The following is a 20,199-nucleotide window of genomic DNA, read 5'->3' as shown; positions in this document are numbered from 1 at the left end:
CATGAGTACGATTATTTCAAAACAAATTATCCCGGTAGGGTCAACATTTTTACATGATGTTTTGGCAGGTTTAACGGCTGAAAAGAAATCATTAAGTTCAAAATATTTCTATGATGAAACCGGAGATTATATTTTTCAGCAGATCATGGAAATGGATGAATATTACCTGACCAATGCGGAAATGGACATTATGCGGCATCAAACGGAACAGATTACTGATGTTATCGCGGCCAACCCAGGTGCTTTTGATCTGATTGAATTAGGTGCCGGAGATGCCACTAAATCCGTTCATCTGTTGCAGTCGTTAATCAATCGCCAGCTTGAGTTTACCTATTTACCCATCGATATTTCCCGGCATGTTATTGAAGACCTGGAAGAAAATCTCCCTAAAAAGCTTCCTGCTTTAAAAGTGCAGGGTTTAAATGGTGATTATTTTGCCATGGTAAAAAAGGCGAAAACACTATCCGCTCGTCGCAAAGTATTGTTGTTCATGGGGGCGAATATCGGAAACATGAATGTAACTGAAGCAAAGGCATTTTGTAAGGCATTGCGAAATGAGTTGTCGGCTGAAGATTTATTGGTTATAGGTTTCGATCTAAAGAAAAACCCGCGACAGATTCTGGCCGCATATAATGATGCAGCAGGCGTAACCAAATCCTTTAACCTGAACTTATTAAGCCGGATAAACCGCGAACTGGATGGTGATTTTGATATCCGCAACTTTGATCATTATGCCAGTTATGATCCGGAATCGGGTTCCTGTAAAAGCTATCTCATCAGCTTGAAGGATCAGCGGGTAAACATCGGTGATGAAACCATTCCTTTTCTGGCGAATGAGCACATTTATATGGAAATATCGCAAAAGTATGCTTTGACAGAAATTGATGACCTGGCCATATCAAGCGGATTTACACCCTTCGCTCATTTTTTTGATCAGCAGCAATATTTTGTAGATGCCATCTGGAAAGCAGGTTAAATTTTTTTACCATCTAAAACATCCAGCAGCTTTTGCAAATCATCTTCAGTGTTGTAAAAATGAAAAGAAATGCGTGTACCGGTACCCCTGGGCGAGCATAAAATTTTAGCTTCAGCCAGCTGATCAACCTGTTGCTGGTTTAGCGGTAAACTCATGATCGTAGATGCATTTTTCTGATCGGCCAGATAATCAGGAATAAATCCACGATGATGAAGTTGGGTTCGGGCTTGCTGACAAAGGGTCTGAGTGGTTTGCGCAATGGTAGAAATGCCAACTTTTCTGATCATGTTCAAACTTTCATTTAAAGATCCAAAATTCAGCGTATCCAGGTGGCCAGGTTCAAAACAGAAGGCCAAAGGTTTTTTGCCTTTAAGAAAGGGGGCTGATGGAAGCTGAGCAAGTTTTCTATCTTCGTACAGGCGATTTTTTAATTGATCTGATAATAAGATGAAGCCATTTCCATAGCCTGCCAATAACCATTTATAGCCACTTGTGCATAATGCGTCTAATCCTGATGCTTCAAAACTAAAAGCGGTTGTGCCGCAAAACTGCGTACCATCTGCAATCAGCAATAAATCCGGATAAGTTTGTTTAAGTTTTTTGATGAATTCCGGATTCATCCGATATCCGCTGATGTATTGCACGATGCTAAAAGCAAAAACCGTGGGCCGGCTTTTTTCAATTGCTTCCATGACATTATCTTCCAGGTTTTCATCTATCGCTACATAACTGTGTTTAAAGCCGCGGCTGGTTACCGGATAGGCCAATGATGGATATTCGTTTTGAAACAAAAGAAAGTGTTCCGATGCCGGCAATCCATCAAGAAGCGTATTGAAACCAAATGAAAAATTGGGCGTTAGAAAAACATTCGATATCCCTGCATCGAAAAAGTCTGCAATGTTGGTTCTTAAGGTTTCTATTAGGTATGATTGACTCAATCTGAATTCACTACCGCCTTCCATTAATTGTTGATCATGTGTGGTTCTCCATTTGGCTAACTCCGTTGATAAGATACCAGAATAAGCGGTGTTGAGGTAAGTATAGTTCGAGAGGATCGGGAAGGAAGAGGATAGGTTCATCCTCAAAAATAGCAGAAATATTTTGTTTGTAAATATGCTTTGCCATTTTTTGGCAAACCTTAGCGTACAGGTATTGTTATTTTGATAAATAATTTAAAATTATGGAAAAGCATACGCAGATTTTACTTGACGAACTTCAAAAACTGCTGAATGGCGGTGGGGCACATGTCGGTTTTAATGAAGCCGTTGAAAATATTCCATTTCACCTGTTAGGCGAAAAGCCGCATGGTTTACCATACAGCATCTGGCAATTAGTCTCGCACATTCGGATTGCCCAATGGGATATGCTCGAATTTAGTAAAGATGGATCGCATCAGTCGCCTAAATGGCCGGAGGGGTATTGGCCTGAGGAAACTGCTCCGTCAAGTAAGGAAGAATGGACACAGGCGCTGAAAGCTATTCATCACGATTTAAATAGTTTTATTGATTTATTGGCATCAGGAAATCTTTATGAAGCCATTCCTCATGGTGATGGTCAATCCATTTTAAGGGAAGCCCTGCAAATTGCAGATCATAATGCTTATCATATCGCAGAGATTGTAGTGGTCAGGCGGTTATTAGGCGTATGGAAAAGCTAAAAACCTCGAATAAAACTAATTTAACCGCCCGGTTTGATGATAAGCGCTGTATCATATTATTGAAACATTATTTAGGAGGATTTTTATAAACCCTCCCACGAGTTCAGGTTGATATTTCAAATCTATGATACAGCACCTTGAGGGGAAAGTGCAGGTAAGGTCTAATTTCTACGTTTGAAGCAGGCGATAACACTGGCTGGCAATTTCATATTCTTCATTGGTGGGGATCACCAGGATTTTAACCTTCGAATCATTTATACTGACATCCTGTATTCCGCCATTGTATTTTCCGTTGGCCTCATTATCCATCTCGATCCCTAAATAAGCTAATTCCTGGCAAACGGCTTCACGCATGTCCCGGTCATTTTCGCCAACGCCTGCCGTAAAAATAATCGCATCTATGCCATTGAGAATAGCGGCATAAGCACCGATAAATTTTTTAATGCGGTAGGCATAAAGTTCAAGGGCAAGAACAGCCTGCTCATCTCCGGATGCTGCCAGCTTTCTGATGTCTCTCATATCGCTGGATCCGCCAACACCCAATAAACCTGATTCTTTATTAAATAAAGTGCTCAACTGATTCAGACTGTACCCGGCATGTTCTATTAAATGAAAAACAACTGAAGGATCAATGTCACCCGATCTGGTACCCATCATTAAACCGCTTAACGGACCAAAACCCATGCTGGTATCTATAGATTGACCATTGCGAATGGCAGTGATGCTACAGCCATTGCCCAGGTGAATACTGATGAGTTTTGATGCTTTCTTGTCTAACCATTTTACAGCCTGTTCGCTCACATATTTGTGACTGGTGCCATGAAAACCATACACCCTGATGCCCTCTTCTTTATAATAACGTTCTGGAATAGCGTATCGAAAAGCCTGCTGTGGAATGCTTTGGTGAAAGGCAGTATCAAAGATGGCCACCTGGCTGGCACTTTTAAAAGTTTCCTCCGCAACTTCAATACATCTTAAATTTACCGGATTATGAAGCGGGGCAAGTGAAAAAAGTTTTTTAATCTGTTCTTTTACTTCCGTCGTAATTAAAGTCGGACCTGAAAAATTTTCTCCGCCATGTACCACGCGGTGGCCAACAGCATTGATGTCATCGGGCGTCGCAATTACGGCCAGCTCTCCTTCACTTAATAAAGCAAGCACCTGCTTTAAGCCTTCGCCATGATCGGCAATATATGCAGTTTTCTCTGTGATAAATTTTTCTGCCTCCTTAAAAACGGTATGCTTAATATAGGAGCCTTCAATGCCGATGCGTTCCACTAATCCACTTGAAATGGGCGATGGAACAGGCATTTTAAAGAGTTGATATTTAAGGGAACTGCTTCCTGAATTGATGACTAAAATGTTCATTTTTTTCTTTTTAAATGTCCTGGCATTGAATAGCGGTGATCACCACGGTGTTAAAAATGTCATCTACGGTACAACCGCGACTCAAATCATTAATGGGTTTATTTAAACCTTGTAGCATAGGGCCAATGGCTAGTGCACCGGTTTCGCGTTGTACGGCTTTATACGTATTGTTGCCTGTATTCAGATCGGGGAAAATCAGTACGCTGGCTCTTCCGGCCACTTCAGAATCCGGCATTTTCTGCTTGCCCACTTTTGGATCTACGGCAGCATCGTATTGGATCGGGCCTTCAATTTTCAATTCCGGATATCGCTCCCTTACAATGGCTGTGGCTTCACGCACACGCTCTACATCTTCACCTTCTCCTGATGTTCCGGATGAGTAAGATAACATGGCAATGCGTGGTTCAATTCCGAATTTGGCACTGCTCTCTGCCGAGGAAATCGCAATTTCTGCCAGTTGCTGTGCCGTTGGATTGGGGTTGACTGCACAATCGCCAAAAATGGCTACCCGTTCAGGTAAACACATGAAAAATATGGAAGATACAACAGAAACACCTGGACGCGTTTTCACAAATTGCAAAGCCGGGCGGATGGTGTGTTGAGTGGTGTGCACTGCGCCTGATACCATGCCATCGGCATCACCTTTATACACCATCATGGTACCAAAATAAGATACGTCTGTCATCATATCCCTGGCCATCTCCTGGTTGACATTCTTGGCCTTTCGCAATTCATGCAGGGTTTCTACATAGCTATCATAGTGCTCAGAATGTGCCGGATTATGGATATGAATGGCATTGGAATCCAGGTTTAATCCCAGGCGTTTGATCGAATTTCCAATGTCCAGCGGATCGCCAAGTAAGGTAATGTCTACAATGTCCTGCGCAATTAATTTCTCTACCGCTTTTAAGATGCGTTCATCATTTCCTTCGGGAAGAACGATGTGTTTTTTTTCTCTTTTTGCCCATTTCACTAACTGGTACTGAAACATGTGCGGCGTAATGCCCTGATAACTAAAAGTAATGATTTTATCATCAAGTGCTTTAAGGTCTACGTGTTTTTCAAAAATATCAATCGCCAGGGCAATTTTCTTTTTATTATCGATGGTAATTTTTGAGTGGATAGAACCAATGGCAGTGGTGGTTTCAAAAGTGCCTTTTTGTACTGAAATGATTGGGATGATGGTTTGTAAACCTTCAATTAACCTGATCATCGGTTCATCTGGCAAACTGCCGGCGGTGAGCACAATCCCTGCAATTTTTGGATAATTGGCCGAAAGGTTGGCCTGGAGCGAACCAATAATAATATCGCCACGGTCACCAGGTGTTACAATAAGGAGGTTATCTTTAATGTGCCTTAAAAAATTGGGCAGCATCATGGCACCAGTAACAAAGTTATCAACCTGGTTATCCATTAAATCTGCGCCAAATAGTACTTCAGCGTTCAGGGCCGTTGTAATTTCTTTCATGGTGGGGCTTTGCAAACCACTCTCCACCGGAATAACGGCAATTAATAATTCAGCAGGCAACTGGTTGGTCAGGGCCTGTTTAATGCGTTCCGCTTCTTCCGGGTTAACCATATTGGCTATCACGCCCAGTACCTGAACATCGCGCAGCAAAAAGTTTTTGTAAATATTAATGGCAGATTTAAATAACTGACTGGCCGATTTGCCCTTGCCTGATACCACGATCAGCACCGGAGCACCCAGGTTTTTAGCCATTAAGGCATTAGATTCAAACTCAAAAGCACTGCCTTCACCCAGGAAATCACTGCCCTCAATCACGGTAAAATCGTAATTGTCTTCCAGTTTTTTATACTTGCTGATGATTGTGTTAATCATGGAGCCATGATCATCAGACTGTTGAAGCATATCCTGACGGGTAAAGGCAAAGGCATCTTCATAGTTTACAGGAAGTGAAAAATAATTTAACATCGCTTCTACATGTTCGTCCTTTTTAGCAGGGTCTTCCTGGGCAATAATCGGCTTGAAATAACCTACTTTTTGCGTTTTGGCCAGCAGCATGTTGATCATGCCGAATGCAATCACTGATTTCCCGGTATAGGGCTCTGCAGATGCGATAAAGATATTTTTAGTCATAGGTAAAAAAAGAAGGATCAGAATAATTAACGAACTCGTGCCAATATAGTTGGAAATTTTTTAAATAAATAAAATACTTATTCAGTTTCTGGAATGGTGAATGCTTTGGAAAATAGATGGTGTTACCATTACCTTTCCTGAGTATTTGTTCCCTGTAATGTAAGCACAAACCAGATCCGGCAGGTTTTGTTATCTGAAAATAATAATATGGCTTTGCCAATCACCAGTAAGTCATTTATGTTTAATGCCATCGTGAGTAGCTGATTTATCGGATATTTTTGTGATCAGATTAAGAAAACCGATACCATGAATCATCATTCCCTTAAAAATATACCTTATTCCGTGCTCGACCTGGCAACGGTACTTGAAGGACATACAGCTGCCGATACTTTCAAAACCAGTTTAGAAATGGCCCAGCAATCAGAAAGTTTAGGTTATCGCCGTTACTGGTTTGCCGAACACCACAATATGGCAGGCGTGGCCAGTTCGGCCACGGCCGTTTTAATTGGTTTCATTGCCAGCGGAACCCAAACCATTCGGGTAGGATCCGGTGGAATTATGCTGCCTAACCATTCCCCTTTAATTGTGGCGGAACAATTTGGAACGCTGGCTTCTTTACATCCAAATAGAATTGATCTGGGATTGGGCAGGGCACCCGGAACTGATCAGGTAACCGCAATGGCTATTCGTGGGGAAAACTTTAACGCTGCACATAACTTCCCGCGTGATATTGAACGCCTCCAGCAGTTTTTTTCGGCCGATAACAGGGGGGCGAAAGTACGCGCCTTTCCGGGTGAGGGATTGGATATTCCCATCTGGGTACTGGGTTCGAGTACCGACAGTGCATACCTGGCCGCTGAAAAAGGATTGCCCTATGCCTTTGCCAGTCATTTTGCGCCTACCTATTTTGAACAGGCTATCGCCATCTATAAAAATAACTTCAAACCATCAGCCCTTTTACATGAACCTTATGTGATGGCTTGTGTAAATGTGGTGGCAGCAGATACAGATGAACAGGCTGAGTTTTTATCCAGCTCAGTGAAAAGAATGTTTCTTGGGGTAATTACAGGGAAGCGTGAATTGCTAAAGCCTGCTTTTGATAATATTAATGGCTATTGGGATCGGATGGAAAAAGAAGCGGTAGAACAAATGCTCTACTATTCTTTCATTGGGAGCAAAGAAACGATCAAGAGAAATTTAGAAGCTTTTGTAGAAAAATATGGTGTAAATGAAGTGATGAGTACCTCACATATTTACGATCAGCAAGCCAAACTCCATTCCAACAAATTGTTTGCAGAAATTTTTGGTTAAGGTGTTTTTTATGAACAGTTTAAATGGTTGTGAACTGAAATCAAACTAACCAAAACCTTATCTCTTTTTTTGTTGTTGGTTTTTAAAAGAATTTATGATGAAAAAAAATACAACTGATCAATTTAAAAAGGAGATGGTGCTGGACGGGATGAAAGCTGTTGGACATGGTTTGGGGATTCACGCAACCAAGCCGGCTATTCAGCATACAGTTGCCAAAAATATGAACCTGGTGGATAACTTATTGCGGATTGCCTTTTCAAAAAGAAATGGTTCAGCAACTGAAAGTAAAAGGGTCATTGAACTGGCAGGAATGGGGGGGATTGCCCTGTATACTTTCTTCAGGGGCCTTGAACGCAAAAATAAGTCGCTGTTGATTCAGGGTGTTTTTCTAGCTACAGCATTGTTAACGGTAAGTTTAGCTACCGCGAAGAATGCCAGTAAGTTGCCGAACAGAAAAAGGCCAATCCGTTAGGCATTGGCTTCTACCAGCAGTTTGAGCATTTTTAAGCGATGAAGCAATGGCTGGTTAACTTTAGAGTCAAGGTTTAATTTCAAAGGCAGGAAATGGCTTTCGAGAAAAAAATCATAATCGGTAATTACAGTGGCTTCATTCAGATAGATGGGTACAGGTTGCTTGCCTGCATGGGTAAAAAAATCTTCCAGCTCCTGTAATTCTTGTGATGTCATGCTACAAATTTACAACTCAAAGCTGATGTAATGATCGGAAAACTGGATCTATTTTTTATTTTACTCACGCTCAGCCTGTAAGGTATCATTTAACCCGGCAATCATTTATCGCTTTTACCCATTCCTCGTTTTGGCACCGCGGGCACTTGTGTTTGCCCTTCAGCTTAATTTCTGCTACCGCACCACAAAATGAGCAGGCATATTGACCTTCATCGTCAATCAACTTAATTTTCTGATCAAAAAGATCAGGTAAAATGGGGAGACCTGGTTTAACGTTTTCATCAGCATAAAAATAAACACTCAATGTACCTGATGTTTCCAGAATGGTCGTTTCTACCTGGCCCAGGTGTGAAATACTTTGCTGGCGTAATTCAGAGAAAAATTCGTCTTTTGCCAGGGTTTCTTTTTTAAAGTCTTCAATGTTAAATACACCTTCCCGAATCAGGTAAACGCTTTTCCCTTCAATTAAATCATCTATTTTCTCACTTTTAGCAGTTAAAAAGGTAGTAAAACGATATGCACCTACAATAATTAGAAAGATCACAACAGGCGTAAGTAAACCGATTTCCTTGTAAAACATAGGGTCGCCGGCGGCAGAACCTAAGCTGATGATCACCACCAGTTCAAATACGGATAACTGGCGAACGCCACGCTTACCCAGTAAACGCAAACCAAATAAAATAATGAAATACATGATGAAGGTGCGCAGGGCGATTTCCATCAGAAATTCAAAATTTTCCTCACCAATGAGAAATTGTTTCCAGTCTATAGCCAACAATTGTTTCTTTTTTAAAGTTTCGGGAATATGAAAACTGGCAAAGGCTTAAAGAACGTGTGTTCCTTTAAATCTTTGCCAGTGATGTGTATCTAATTGATGATCGTGTTAAATGCCTACAGAAATAAGTATCGGTCTGACGGTCGGTCACGATTACTGCAAGCTGCTATTCATCTGGTCAAATCGTTCTCTACGTTTTGAAATTTCGTTTCAAATTCACGTTGATAATCCTTTGCTTTTTCTTTCCACTCCGGTGCTTTATCTTTAAGATCATCTACTACAGATCTTCCGGTAATCGGATCTTTCTTGGTGATGTATTTAAAGCCTGCATACACTGCAGCGCCGATGATTGCTGTTTTTAAAAGTCCCATATTTCTTATCTTTTTTATTTTAAAAACAGCGCTATAGGGTAAAGGTTTTAGAAAAAAAATACATTTATCAAACCCTATAAGTTTTAAAACCATAAGGTTTAATTCTGATAAAAAGTGACTTACATCATTTTATAAGATAATGTAAATCTGGTCCTGCTTCATGCACATTAAATAAGTTTGTGCTTTAAAGCAATTGATTATGCCACATACCTTTCATATCCCTGTTTTAGGACTGGGGTATTCTATAGACACACCATTAAAAGTTGCCCGCTATGGCATTTCTTCTGTATTATCCATTGTAGATGATGAACTGATTGAACGGATGCGCGAGTACCACTCACAACAGCTCCATTTGGTGTTTTTACCAATACTAAAATCTGCCGGAGACAGCCGGGCATCCAGAATCACTGCCTATTTAAATTTCCTGGCTGATGCCGTCTCCCGTCAGGTGGCACAACTTAAAAAGCAGGCATTTGATGCCGGGAGCGATATCTGCAGGTATTTTGAGCTCCTGCCAGAAGGTTCCGGTTTAAAAAACGGATATGAATTAATGATGGATTATCCCGAAGGAACACAGAAAGAAAGGTTTCAGCAGGTGCTGCGGAATGAAATTAAAGCTGGAGCAATTGATGTAAATATTATGGCGAAGGTGGATAAGATGAATGTGGACGCTGAATTGACCAGCGATGAAAGTTCAGATGCGCTCGCAGCCTTACGTGGATTTGCCTTAAGTAAATTATCTTCATCTGTTATTCTTTCTGCCGGGATGAATCCAAGGTTATACAGTTATCTCGCACAGTTTGAAGATTTTTTCCCAGATAAAAATGGCCATGTTCGTAAAAAGATCATTTTGAAAGTAAGTGATTTCAGGTCAGCTTTAATTCAGGCAAAATTCCTGGCCAAAAAAGGCTTATGGGTAGCCGAGTTCCGGGTTGAGTCCGGATTAAACTGCGGTGGGCATGCATTTGCAACGGAAGGCTATCTGCTTGGACCCATTCTGGAAGAATTTAAAACCAGAAGAAGTGACATGCATGCAGTGCTATTTGCGCTTTATGAGCCGGTTATTCGTCAGAGAAATATAAATATGACCACACCACCTTCACAACGGATCAGTGTGCAGGGCGGAATTGGTACTGCTGAAGAAAACCGGTTTTTAATGCGTCATTATAGCTTAGATGCCACAGGTTGGGGGAGTCCTTTTCTTTTGGTTCCTGAAGCCACGAACGTGGATGACGAAACCCTGAATGTTTTGGCGCATTCCAGGGAAGATGACTATTACCTGAGCCATTCCTCACCATTGGGCATTCAGTTTAATAATTTCAAAAACAGCAGCATTAATGCGCAACGCTTAGGGAGGATAGGGAAAAATCGTCCGGGCAGTGCCTGTACCAAAAAATATTTATGCAACAATACCGAGTTTACCGAACAGCCCATTTGTACGGCATCCAGAGCGTATCAGCATTTAAAAATCAAACAACTGAAATCTCAGGTACTGTCGGTACAGGAATTTCAGCAACAATTTGATGCCGTGACGGAAAAAATCTGCCTGTGCGAAGGTTTATGTGCCTCTACCTATCTGAAATATGATATCCTTAAACCTAAAGAAAGTAAAGCCGTAGCCATTTGTCCGGGTCCAAATCTGGCTTATTTTTCAGGTATTTACGCTTTAGATGAAATGGTGGGGCACATTTATGGCCGCTTAAACTTGCTTGAGAAAATTGAACGTCCGCATATTTTTATAAAGGAGCTTGGTTTATATATCGATTATTTCCAAGGGGAGTTACAACAGTTGTATCACAGCTTTACTGATAAAAAGAAGAAACAGCTTCAGCATTTTAAATTGCAGTTATCGGAAGGAATCTCCTATTATACACAATTGTTTAATGAAATCGCCGATGAGGGAGATGATCACTTAAATTCATTACAGATGCAGTTAAATATTTTACAGCACCGATTGGATCAGCTGCAAATTGATTAATATTGAAAGTGGCCTCAATTAAATTTATCTTTACGGCTTCAGCAAAGCAGATAACATGGACAGATCGAAATTCCTGGATGCAATTATAGAAAATGCGATTGATGGTATCATTACTATTGATGATAAAGGCTTTATTGAGCATTTAAATCCAGCGGCACTGAAGCTTTTTGGCTATGAGCGGACTGAATTGGTAGGCAAAAACGTTTCTGTTCTGATGCCGGAACCCGATAAAATCAGGCATGACGGCTATATTCAAAACTATAATGAAACCGGTAAAAAGCATATCATCGGCATTGGCAGAGAGGTGCGCGGACAAAAGAAAGATGGTTCCACTTTTCCATTCCGGTTAGGCGTAAGTGAAGTTAAATTCAGCGATCGTAAAATTTACACCGGCTTTATTCATGATTTGTCAAAAGAAAAGGCAAATGAGGAACAGATTAAATCGTATACGGAGAAGTTAGAAAGCAAAATTAAAGAACGTACACGCGATCTGATTAAATTGGTTTCAGAGCTGGAAACGGCAAAGGAAAATATGAGTGCCCTTTTTCAAAAAGAGAAAGAGCTTAATCAGCTTAAAACGCGGTTTGTTTCCATGGCTTCACATGAGTTTAGGACGCCATTGAGCTCGATGCAGTTATCAGCTTCATTGATAGATAAATATACGGTAAAACAAGATGTGGTAAATGTAGAAAAACATACGGCCAAAATCAAGAACTCCATTAATAACCTCACTACCATTTTAAATGATTTTTTATCATTGGAAAAACTGGAAGCCGGAAAGGTACAGGCCGCCGCACAGGTTTTCAATATCATCAGCTTTGCAGAAGAAATTACGGAAGAAATGCAGTTAATGACCAAACAAAACCAGCATATTATTTATGAACACACCGGAACCAAGGCTAATGTGTTACTTGATCCAAATCTACTTAAAAACTGCATTATCAATTTAATATCCAATGCCATAAAATATTCAGGTGAAGATACGCTGATTCAATTCAACAGTATCTTAAAAGACAATGAACTAATCCTGGAGGTGAAAGATAATGGAATAGGTATTCCTGAAGCCGATCAGCACAACCTGTTTGAGCCATTTTTCAGGGCACACAATACCGGCGATATTCCGGGAACTGGTTTGGGACTGAATATTGTCAGTCGTTATGTAGGCTTAATGAATGGCGCGGTATCCTGTAAAAGTGAGCAGCATTCCGGAACCTTATTTACGTTGAGTTTTCCGGTTAAATAAATTAAAAATTCTTTTTAAATTTTCAGATGGGTAAAAAAGTATTAATCATAGAAGATAACGATGATATCCGCGAAGGGACTGCAGAGGTACTGGATCTGGCCGGCTACAAAACCTTTACCGCTAAACACGGTAAAATTGGGGTGGATATGGCCTTGAAGCACCTGCCGGATGTAATTCTTTGTGATATTATGATGCCTGAACTGGACGGATACGGTGTATTGTATCTGATGAATAAAAACCCGCAAACCGCTAATATTCCTTTCATCTTCATCACTGCTAAAACAGAACGGGCAGATATGAGAAAAGGAATGGAAATGGGCGCAGATGATTATCTAACAAAGCCTTTTGATGATTTAGAATTGTTCAGGGCAATTGAAAGCCGGTTTAAAAAGAAACAGCTATCAAAAGCCATTGGTGCATCTGCCGGGAGTATTGACGCGGTTTTCGAAGAACTTAAGGCCAAGGGTAAAGCCAGATCAGTTTCAAATAAACAGATTATTTATGTGGAAGATGATGAGCCCTTGCATCTTTATTATATTGTGAAAGGACAGGTTAAAACCTATAAACGTTTTAAAGATGGTCGGGAACTTTCTTCCGGCTTATTTCATGATGGTGATTTCTTCGGTTATGAAAGCCTTTGTAACGGTGTGCCTTATGCTGAAAATGCGGCAACACTTGCGTCATCTGAAATTATCCAGATTCCAAAAACAGATTTTATGGAATACCTGCTCAATCATCAGTCTGTATCTAAAAAGTTCATCAGCCTGTTGTCTGAAAATGTTCAGGATAAAGGGAAGCAGATGCTGCAACTGGCTTATTCGTCTGTAAGAAAAAGGGTAGCTGAAGCATTGGTGCAGGTAGCAGAAAAGTTTAGCAAGCATGAAACCGACAGTTGTACCATCAAAATCTCAAGAGATGACCTGGCCGCGCTGGTGGGGACGGCCAGTGAAACCATCAGCCGGATGTTAGCCGATTTTAAAGAGGAAAAGCTGATTGATAAAACGGGTAACGCCATTAATATTTTATCCTTACAAAAGCTTAAAAATGTAAAGCAGTAGCTGATTTGCAATATATCTTGATAAAAGTAACGAATGTCACTTTTTAGCCTAAGCAGCCTCATCCTCTCCAAATGATGGCTGCTTTATTTTTGTGTACTCTAAAAAAAGTACATGAAAGCAATAGCCTATAATATTAAGCCTGTCGAAAAAGAATGGCTGGTTCTCGCGAATTATAAAAAACATGATATTACGATCATAGCCAATAGTTTAACTGTTGATACTTTGTCTTTTTCTGCAGGTAAGGAGGTGCTATTGGTTTTTAATCATGACGACTTAGATGCGGAAATGATTGATGGGTTAAAGTCATTGGGGATTCGGTATATCGCCACCTCATCTGTTGAAACAGGGCACCTGGATTTACTGGCTGCAGGTCGGGCCGGAATGAAAGTAGCGAATGTACCATTGCTGGATGAAAACCAGGATCCCAGATTGCGAATGGAGCAGGTGATTAAAAATCTGGATCAATGGGCGGCCGGTAAATGTGTAGGCAAAGCCTGCTGTTGTCAGAATAATTGTGGTGTGACTAAAGCCTTGAAATAATGGAAACCGCCGCATTACTTCAGAAATATAATGTTGCTGCGCCACGTTATACCAGTTATCCCACAGTTCCATATTGGGATCAGAATACATTTAGTCAGGATAAATGGATCAACGCTGTTCAGACCATTTATGCCGATCAGGGAGCTGAAGGAATCAGTCTTTACATTCACCTGCCTTTTTGCGAAAGTTTATGTACCTATTGTGGTTGCAACACCCGAATCACTAAAAACCATGCGGTAGAAGTACCATACATTGAGGCCGTTTTAGCTGAATGGAAAATGTATCAGCATCTGTTAGGGAGCAGGCTTAAAATAAAAGAATTACACCTGGGCGGTGGCACACCTACTTTTTTTCAAGCCGAAAACCTGAAAGTATTAATGGATGGCATTCTTACGGAAGTGGAAGTTTCAGCTGATGCTACGTTTTCATTTGAAGCGCATCCGGCAAATACCACTGAAGCACATCTGCAAACCTTGTATCAGTTTGGCTTTAAACGATTGAGTCTGGGGATTCAGGATTTTGATCCAAAAGTGCAGTTGATGATCAATAGATTTCAGACGCCACAACAGGTAACCGCGATCATGCGTCAAGCCAGAACAATTGGTTTTGATTCTATTAATTTTGATCTGATATATGGATTACCTGCGCAGCATATCAGTGGTTTATCGCAAACAATTAAAGAAGTGATTGATATGCGGCCAGATCGGATTGCTTTTTATAGTTATGCCCATGTGCCTTGGATCAAGCCTGGCCAAAGGCACTATACTGTTGAGGATCTTCCTGCTGGAAAGGAAAAATTTGCGCTTTATCAAATGGGAAAAAACATGCTGATGGAAGCTGGGTATATGGATGTGGGTATGGATCACTTTGCCCTAACAACTGATAAACTATTTACAGCCAGTACAAAGAAAAAACTGCACCGCAATTTTATGGGCTACACCGATCAGCATACGCATTTGCTCATTGGCTTAGGTGTTTCGTCAATTAGTGACAGCTGGATTGCTTTCGCACAAAATCCTAAAACCGTAGAAGCTTATCTCGATCAGATAAATGCGGGTTTGTTACCCGTAGAAAAAGGCCATCTGCTGTCTGCTGAAGACCTGGAAATCCGTCAGCACATTTTAAACATGATGTGCAGGGAAAATACGAGTTATCCGGAAGGTATTCCTGAGGCTATAGTTCAAAGGCTTGCTCCGCTCATTCAAGATCAGTTGATCCGGGTTTCCGGAAATAAAATCAATATTACCCAAACTGGTAAGTCATTTTTGAGAAATGTGTGTATGGCTTTCGATGAGAAGTTATGGATCAGGCAGCCTGGAACCAGGTTATTCAGTGATGCCATTTAAATTTTATGCCATGAAAAACCAACAACAAACTACTGTTAACACCACCTGTTACCATTGTGGAGAAGAGGTTACCGATCATGTTCATCAATTGGATGACAAAAACTTTTGTTGTGCCGGTTGCAAGGGCGTTTATCAAATCCTTTCTGAAAATAAACTGTGTAATTACTATGTATATAATCATAATCCTGGTCAGCGATTGCGTCATGATACCCGCTTAGAATATTTGGATGAACGGCAAATTATGAATCAGCTTATTGATTACGCTGGTGAAGATTCAAGTATCATCACTTTTTATATTCCAGCAATTCACTGCAGTTCATGTATCTGGTTACTTGAGCATCTTTATAAAATCAACCCGGCCATTTTCAGTTCACGCATTGATTTTATCAGGAAGCAGGTAACCATCACTTTTAATCATCAGGAAATCTCATTAAGGAACCTGGTAGAAACCCTGATTCAGATTGGATATGAGCCTTTAATCAGCCTTCAGGATGTGGTGAAGGAACATCAAAAGGCCCTGGATAAGGGTTTGATTCTAAAAATAGCCGTAGCCGGATTTTTAATGGGTAATGTGATGCTCTTCAGCTTTCCTGAGTATTTTGGTTTATCGGGCCTTGACAAACAATTTCAAGTGTTATTTGGCTGGCTTAATCTGGCTTTTTCCATTCCGGCAGCCTTTTATTGCGGTAAGGATTATTTCATTTCCGCCTTAACCAGTTTAAAACATCAGCATGTGAACCTGGATACGCCTTTGGCTTTAATCATTGCCGTTCTGTTTTTACGGACAGCATTTGAAGTCATATTGAACACCGGACCGGGTTTCGCTGATACCCTGACGGGGTTGGTTTTTTTGCTGTTAATGGGCAAATGGCTGAAACAACGCACTTATAACCACATCTCGTTCGACCGTGATTATCGTTCTTATTTCCCGATTGCAGTAACCACATTGATTAACGGTCTGGAAAAGCCAGTTTCCATCAATGATGTGAAAATTGGTGACCGCTTATGGATTAGAAACGGCGAATTACTTCCTGCCGATTCAATTTTAATGAAAGGTGATGCCTGGATGGATATGAGTTTCGTCACCGGCGAATCTGAACCTGTGCATAAGGTTTTAGGCGAAATTATCTATGCCGGAGGTCGACAAACAGGAGAGGCTATAGAATTAGAAGTGATTAAGCCTGTATCTCAAAGTTATTTAACAGGTTTATGGAACCATGATCATTATAAAAATAATGTTCAAAAGCAGAACTTTAATGATAGCATTGCCAAGTATTTTAGCCTGGCTGTATTTACCATCGCTTTTTCAGCCACTGCTTACTGGCTTTTACAACACGATAGCCATAAGGCCTGGTCGGCATTTACGGCCGTCATTATCGTGGCATGCCCATGCGTACTGGCTTTAAGCACACCATTTACACTTTCAGCCATTTTATCTGTATTTGATAAAAAAGGTTTTTATGTAAAAAATACGGATGCTGTAGAACAGCTGGCTAAATGTGATGCCATTGTTTTTGATAAAACAGGAACACTAACCACCACCCGGAATGCGCAGGTTTATTTCAATGGTAAAATGGATGATCACGAGAAAAAAATAGTGGCTTCACTGTTCAGAAATTCTGCGCATCCATTGAGCAGGCACATTTTAAAGGAACTAAAAACAGGCGATTTTTTTCAGGTGAAGAATTATCAGGAAATGCCGGGTAAGGGTTTATCTTCAACCATTAACGGCTCAAGTGTTTATGCCGGAAGTTTGTCCTCAAATTTAAAAGCGGTGGGTCATCAGCCTTCCAGCGGCGTGCATGTGGTCATCGATGATGTTTACATGGGGAATTTTGTCATTGAGCAGGAGTGGCGGCCGCAACTCAATTTTCTGATTAAACAGTTAAATTGCTCATTTGATGTACAATTGCTTTCTGGCGATACCAACAAGGATGAACGCCATCTGAGAACTATCTTTCCTGAAAAGAATACCATCAGATTCAGGCAAAGTCCGCATGAAAAGCTTAATGCCATCTCAGCATTGCAGAATAGTGGAAAGAAAGTCATGATGCTCGGTGATGGACTGAATGATGCAGGTGCCTTGAAACAGAGTGATTTCGGCATAGCCATTACGGATGATATTAACAATTTTACTCCCGGATGCGATGCCATATTAAAGGGCGATTCATTAAATATGCTACCTGATTTTATCGGACTGAGTAAGGATGGGATAAAGATTATAAAAGCAAGCTTTGCCATTGCTACCGCATACAATTTTATCGGAATCTTTTATGCCGTTCAGGGTACGCTTTATCCCTTGGTTGCTGCGGTGCTTATGCCCGTCAGTACCATTACCATCATCTGTTTTACCACTTTCGCTACACGGATTCTGGCCCGTAAAAATAAATTATTATGAATATTCTCTATTTTCTGGTGGGCTGCAGTGTTTTAATGGCACTCATTTTTCTGGGTGCATTTATCTGGGCTGCCAAAACAGGGCAAAATGATGATGTTTACACGCCGGGCATCCGCATTCTCTTTGATGATGAGCTGGAAGAAGAAGCAAAAAGTGAAGAAGATCACTTTTCCAGCTAAGCCACATCATCCTTTACGTCCTCCATGCAGGATACCTTTGACCTATCAATACAAACAAAACATTTCTGTTTATGCAATTAGAGCGATTTACTTACGATAACAAAATTGTCAGAAACTTCGGCATTGCCACCCTCGTTTGGGGGATTATTGGGATGACGGTAGGTTTGCTGGCAGCGATGCAGCTTTTCAAACCTGCCATGAATTTAGGCAACCAGTATACCACTTTTGGCAGGATCAGGCCCTTACACACCAATGCGGTTATTTTTGCCTTTGTGGGCAATGCCATTTTTATGGGGGTGTATTATTCTTTACAACGCCTGCTTAAGGCCAGAATGTTTAGTGATGTTTTAAGTAAAATTCATTTCTGGGGCTGGCAGCTGATTATCGTTTCAGCGGTGATTACGCTTCCATTGGGCTTTACCACCTCGCATGAATACGCCGAACTGGAATGGCCGATAGATATTGCCATCACCATCATTTGGGTGGTATTCGGAATTAACATGTTCGGTACCATTTTTAAAAGAAGGGAACGGCATTTATACGTAGCCATTTGGTTCTATATCGCCACCTTTGTCACCATAGCGGTGCTGCATATTGTGAATTCATTTGAGCTGCCTATTTCATTCTTAAAGAGTTATTATGTGTATGCGGGCGTTCAGGATGCACTGGTACAATGGTGGTATGGACACAATGCAGTAGCTTTTTTCTTAACCACGCCTTATTTAGGCATGATGTATTACTTTCTGCCCAAAATGGCCGGAAGACCGGTATACTCCTATAAACTGAGTATTTTACATTTTTGGTCACTGATTTTTATTTACATCTGGGCTGGTCCGCACCATTTACTCTATACCTCTTTACCCGGCTGGGCACAATCTTTAGGTGTTGCTTTTTCCATTATGCTGATTGCACCAAGCTGGGGCGGAATGATTAATGGTTTACTGACCCTTCGTGGTGCTTGGGATAAAGTTCGGGAAGATGTTACACTGAAATTTATGGTGGTGGCTTTAACAGCTTATGGCATGGCCACTTTCGAAGGGCCAATGTTATCCTTAAAGCAAATTAATGGTGTGGCCCACTTTACCGATTGGATTGTGGCCCACGTACACGTTGGTGCCTTAGGATGGAATGGCTTTTTAACTTTTGGCGTACTGTACTGGTTAATTCCAAGAATTTATAAAACGGAATTATATTCTAAAAAACTGGCCGGCTTTCACTTCTGGATAGGCACGCTCGGCATCCTTTTTTATGCTATCCCGATGTACTGGGCAGGTTTTACACAAGGTTTAATGTGGAAGGAGTTTACCAGCGAAGGTTTGTTAAAATATCCAAACTTCCTGGCCACTACGCTACAGATTATTCCCATGCATATATTGCGATCAATAGGTGGTGCAATGTATCTGGCAGGTGTAATCGTCATGACTTATAACCTGGCCAAAACCATGAGAAGTGCTAAACTGGTGGCCAATGAACCTGAAGAAGCGATGCCCCTGGCAAAAGAAATTGTAGATCATTCTGCTGCGGATAAAGCCTGGCACAGGGTTTTGGAGCGTAAGCCAATGAAGTTTATGGTTTTATCATTGATTATCATTCTCATTGGTGGAATGGTGGAGATGATGCCGACGTTCACCATTCAGTCTAACGTACCCACTATTACCAGTGTGAAACCTTATTCTGCCTTAGAATTACAAGGAAGAGATCTTTATATCCGCGAAGGTTGTGTAAACTGTCACTCACAAACGGTGAGGCCTTTCCGTTCAGAAACAGAGCGTTATGGCGAATACAGTAAGGCTGGTGAATTTGTTTACGATCATCCTTTTTTATGGGGAAGTAAAAGAACCGGACCAGATTTGCATCGCATTGGCGGAAAGTATTCTGATGCATGGCATTACAATCACCTGGTAGATCCCACTTCAATGTCGCCGGGAAGTATCATGCCGCCTTATCCATGGTTGGTGAATCAACAACTTGATATTACCACTACGGCAAGTAAGATCAAGGCGATGCAAACACTCGGTGTGCCTTATGCAGCTGGATATGACCAAAAGGCTAATGAAGATCTTAAGATTCAGGCTAATCAGATTGCCGCTGAATTAAAACAAAACAATATTAAGGTAAAAAGTGATCGGGAGATTGTGGCTATTATAGCCTATCTGCAACGCTTAGGTACTGATATTAAAGCCAATAAAACAGAAATTCCAAGCAACTAAAATT

Annotated in this window: 19 protein-coding genes; 12 read left to right on the top strand and 7 right to left on the bottom strand. The window is 41.0% G+C overall.

The annotated features are described in order from the left end of the window. Nucleotide 1 precedes the first annotated feature (1 nt). On the top strand, nucleotides 2–976 hold the full coding sequence (locus tag OQX64_RS22135; protein WP_265820395.1) for an L-histidine N(alpha)-methyltransferase: 975 nt from the start codon (nucleotides 2–4) through the stop codon (nucleotides 974–976). Here OQX64_RS22135 and OQX64_RS22130 read toward each other — a convergent pair. Beyond that, nucleotides 973–2,055, bottom strand: coding sequence for an aminotransferase class V-fold PLP-dependent enzyme (locus OQX64_RS22130; RefSeq protein ID WP_265820394.1), 1,083 nt, complete (start codon nucleotides 2,053–2,055; stop codon nucleotides 973–975). The genes OQX64_RS22135 and OQX64_RS22130 overlap by 4 nt on opposite strands. A gap of 101 nt (nucleotides 2,056–2,156) precedes the next feature. On the opposite strand from OQX64_RS22130, the gene OQX64_RS22125 reads away from it, so the two are divergent. Next, nucleotides 2,157–2,633: a DinB family protein gene (locus OQX64_RS22125; RefSeq protein WP_265820393.1), complete on the top strand. Its 477-nt coding sequence runs from the start codon at nucleotides 2,157–2,159 to the stop codon at nucleotides 2,631–2,633. Between the two features lie 168 nt (nucleotides 2,634–2,801). On the opposite strand, the gene OQX64_RS22120 is transcribed toward OQX64_RS22125, so the two are convergent. From OQX64_RS22120 to OQX64_RS22110, 3 genes are all read right to left on the bottom strand, one after another. Next, entirely contained in the window at nucleotides 2,802–4,001 is a 1,200-nt protein-coding gene (locus OQX64_RS22120; RefSeq protein WP_265820392.1) for an acetate/propionate family kinase, read from the bottom strand. 10 nt (nucleotides 4,002–4,011) lie between these two features. Then, entirely contained in the window at nucleotides 4,012–6,099 is a 2,088-nt protein-coding gene (gene pta, locus OQX64_RS22115) for a phosphate acetyltransferase (RefSeq protein WP_265820391.1), read from the bottom strand. Nucleotides 6,100–6,227: 128 nt separating this feature from the next. Further along, nucleotides 6,228–6,350: a hypothetical protein gene (locus tag OQX64_RS22110; RefSeq protein ID WP_265820390.1), complete on the bottom strand. Its 123-nt coding sequence runs from the start codon at nucleotides 6,348–6,350 to the stop codon at nucleotides 6,228–6,230. A 55-nt stretch (nucleotides 6,351–6,405) separates the two neighbouring features. Between OQX64_RS22110 and OQX64_RS22105 the strand changes: the two genes are divergently transcribed. Further along, entirely contained in the window at nucleotides 6,406–7,410 is a 1,005-nt protein-coding gene (locus OQX64_RS22105) for an LLM class flavin-dependent oxidoreductase (RefSeq protein ID WP_265820389.1), read from the top strand. Nucleotides 7,411–7,504: 94 nt separating this feature from the next. Then, on the top strand, nucleotides 7,505–7,882 hold the full coding sequence (locus tag OQX64_RS22100; RefSeq protein ID WP_265820388.1) for a hypothetical protein: 378 nt from the start codon (nucleotides 7,505–7,507) through the stop codon (nucleotides 7,880–7,882). On the opposite strand, the gene OQX64_RS22095 is transcribed toward OQX64_RS22100, so the two are convergent. The 3 genes from OQX64_RS22095 to OQX64_RS22085 all read right to left on the bottom strand — a co-directional run bounded on the left by OQX64_RS22095 (nucleotide 7,879) and on the right by OQX64_RS22085 (nucleotide 9,243). After that, the gene (locus OQX64_RS22095; RefSeq protein ID WP_088303142.1) at nucleotides 7,879–8,097 is read right to left on the bottom strand and encodes a DUF6965 family protein; all 219 of its coding nucleotides are present in this window, start codon (nucleotides 8,095–8,097) and stop codon (nucleotides 7,879–7,881) included. The genes OQX64_RS22100 and OQX64_RS22095 overlap by 4 nt on opposite strands. An 85-nt stretch (nucleotides 8,098–8,182) precedes the next feature. Continuing rightward, a complete protein-coding gene (locus tag OQX64_RS22090; RefSeq protein ID WP_265820387.1) occupies nucleotides 8,183–8,875 on the bottom strand; it encodes a DUF421 domain-containing protein in 693 nt (230 codons plus the stop codon). Between the two features lie 167 nt (nucleotides 8,876–9,042). Beyond that, the gene (locus tag OQX64_RS22085; protein WP_036677046.1) at nucleotides 9,043–9,243 is read right to left on the bottom strand and encodes a hypothetical protein; all 201 of its coding nucleotides are present in this window, start codon (nucleotides 9,241–9,243) and stop codon (nucleotides 9,043–9,045) included. Nucleotides 9,244–9,442: 199 nt separating this feature from the next. Between OQX64_RS22085 and OQX64_RS22080 the strand changes: the two genes are divergently transcribed. From OQX64_RS22080 to ccoN, 8 genes are all read left to right on the top strand, one after another. Further along, nucleotides 9,443–11,221 carry a hypothetical protein gene (locus tag OQX64_RS22080; RefSeq protein ID WP_265820386.1) on the top strand — a complete coding sequence of 593 codons (1,779 nt, stop codon included), beginning with the start codon at nucleotides 9,443–9,445 and terminating at the stop codon, nucleotides 11,219–11,221. Nucleotides 11,222–11,276: 55 nt separating this feature from the next. Beyond that, nucleotides 11,277–12,464, top strand: a complete 1,188-nt coding sequence (locus OQX64_RS22075; RefSeq protein ID WP_088303140.1) for a PAS domain-containing sensor histidine kinase — start codon at nucleotides 11,277–11,279, stop codon at nucleotides 12,462–12,464. A 26-nt stretch (nucleotides 12,465–12,490) separates the two neighbouring features. After that, the gene (locus tag OQX64_RS22070; protein WP_265820385.1) at nucleotides 12,491–13,522 is read left to right on the top strand and encodes a response regulator; all 1,032 of its coding nucleotides are present in this window, start codon (nucleotides 12,491–12,493) and stop codon (nucleotides 13,520–13,522) included. Nucleotides 13,523–13,633: 111 nt separating this feature from the next. After that, complete coding sequence (locus OQX64_RS22065) at nucleotides 13,634–14,062, top strand: lactate dehydrogenase (RefSeq protein WP_265820383.1); 429 nt, start codon at nucleotides 13,634–13,636, stop codon at nucleotides 14,060–14,062. Further along, nucleotides 14,062–15,408 carry an oxygen-independent coproporphyrinogen III oxidase gene (gene hemN, locus OQX64_RS22060; protein WP_265820382.1) on the top strand — a complete coding sequence of 449 codons (1,347 nt, stop codon included), beginning with the start codon at nucleotides 14,062–14,064 and terminating at the stop codon, nucleotides 15,406–15,408. The genes OQX64_RS22065 and hemN overlap by 1 nt, the downstream gene beginning before the upstream one ends. Nucleotides 15,409–15,418: 10 nt before the next feature. Next, nucleotides 15,419–17,806, top strand: a complete 2,388-nt coding sequence (locus OQX64_RS22055) for a heavy metal translocating P-type ATPase (protein WP_265820381.1) — start codon at nucleotides 15,419–15,421, stop codon at nucleotides 17,804–17,806. Further along, nucleotides 17,803–17,985 (top strand): cbb3-type cytochrome oxidase assembly protein CcoS, encoded by a 183-nt coding sequence (gene ccoS, locus OQX64_RS22050; RefSeq protein WP_265820380.1) that lies wholly within the window; start codon nucleotides 17,803–17,805, stop codon nucleotides 17,983–17,985. Before OQX64_RS22055 ends, ccoS begins: the two co-directional genes overlap by 4 nt. Before the next feature lie 71 nt (nucleotides 17,986–18,056). Continuing rightward, the gene (gene ccoN, locus OQX64_RS22045; protein ID WP_265820379.1) at nucleotides 18,057–20,195 is read left to right on the top strand and encodes a cytochrome-c oxidase, cbb3-type subunit I; all 2,139 of its coding nucleotides are present in this window, start codon (nucleotides 18,057–18,059) and stop codon (nucleotides 20,193–20,195) included. Nucleotides 20,196–20,199: the final 4 nt, after the last annotated feature.

This window comes from Pedobacter sp. GR22-10 (assembly GCF_026239715.1).
Classification (GTDB): Bacteria; Bacteroidota; Bacteroidia; order Sphingobacteriales; family Sphingobacteriaceae; genus Pedobacter.
The sequence above is the reverse complement of the archived record's forward strand: the minus strand, read 5'-3'. Positions and strand labels throughout refer to the sequence as shown.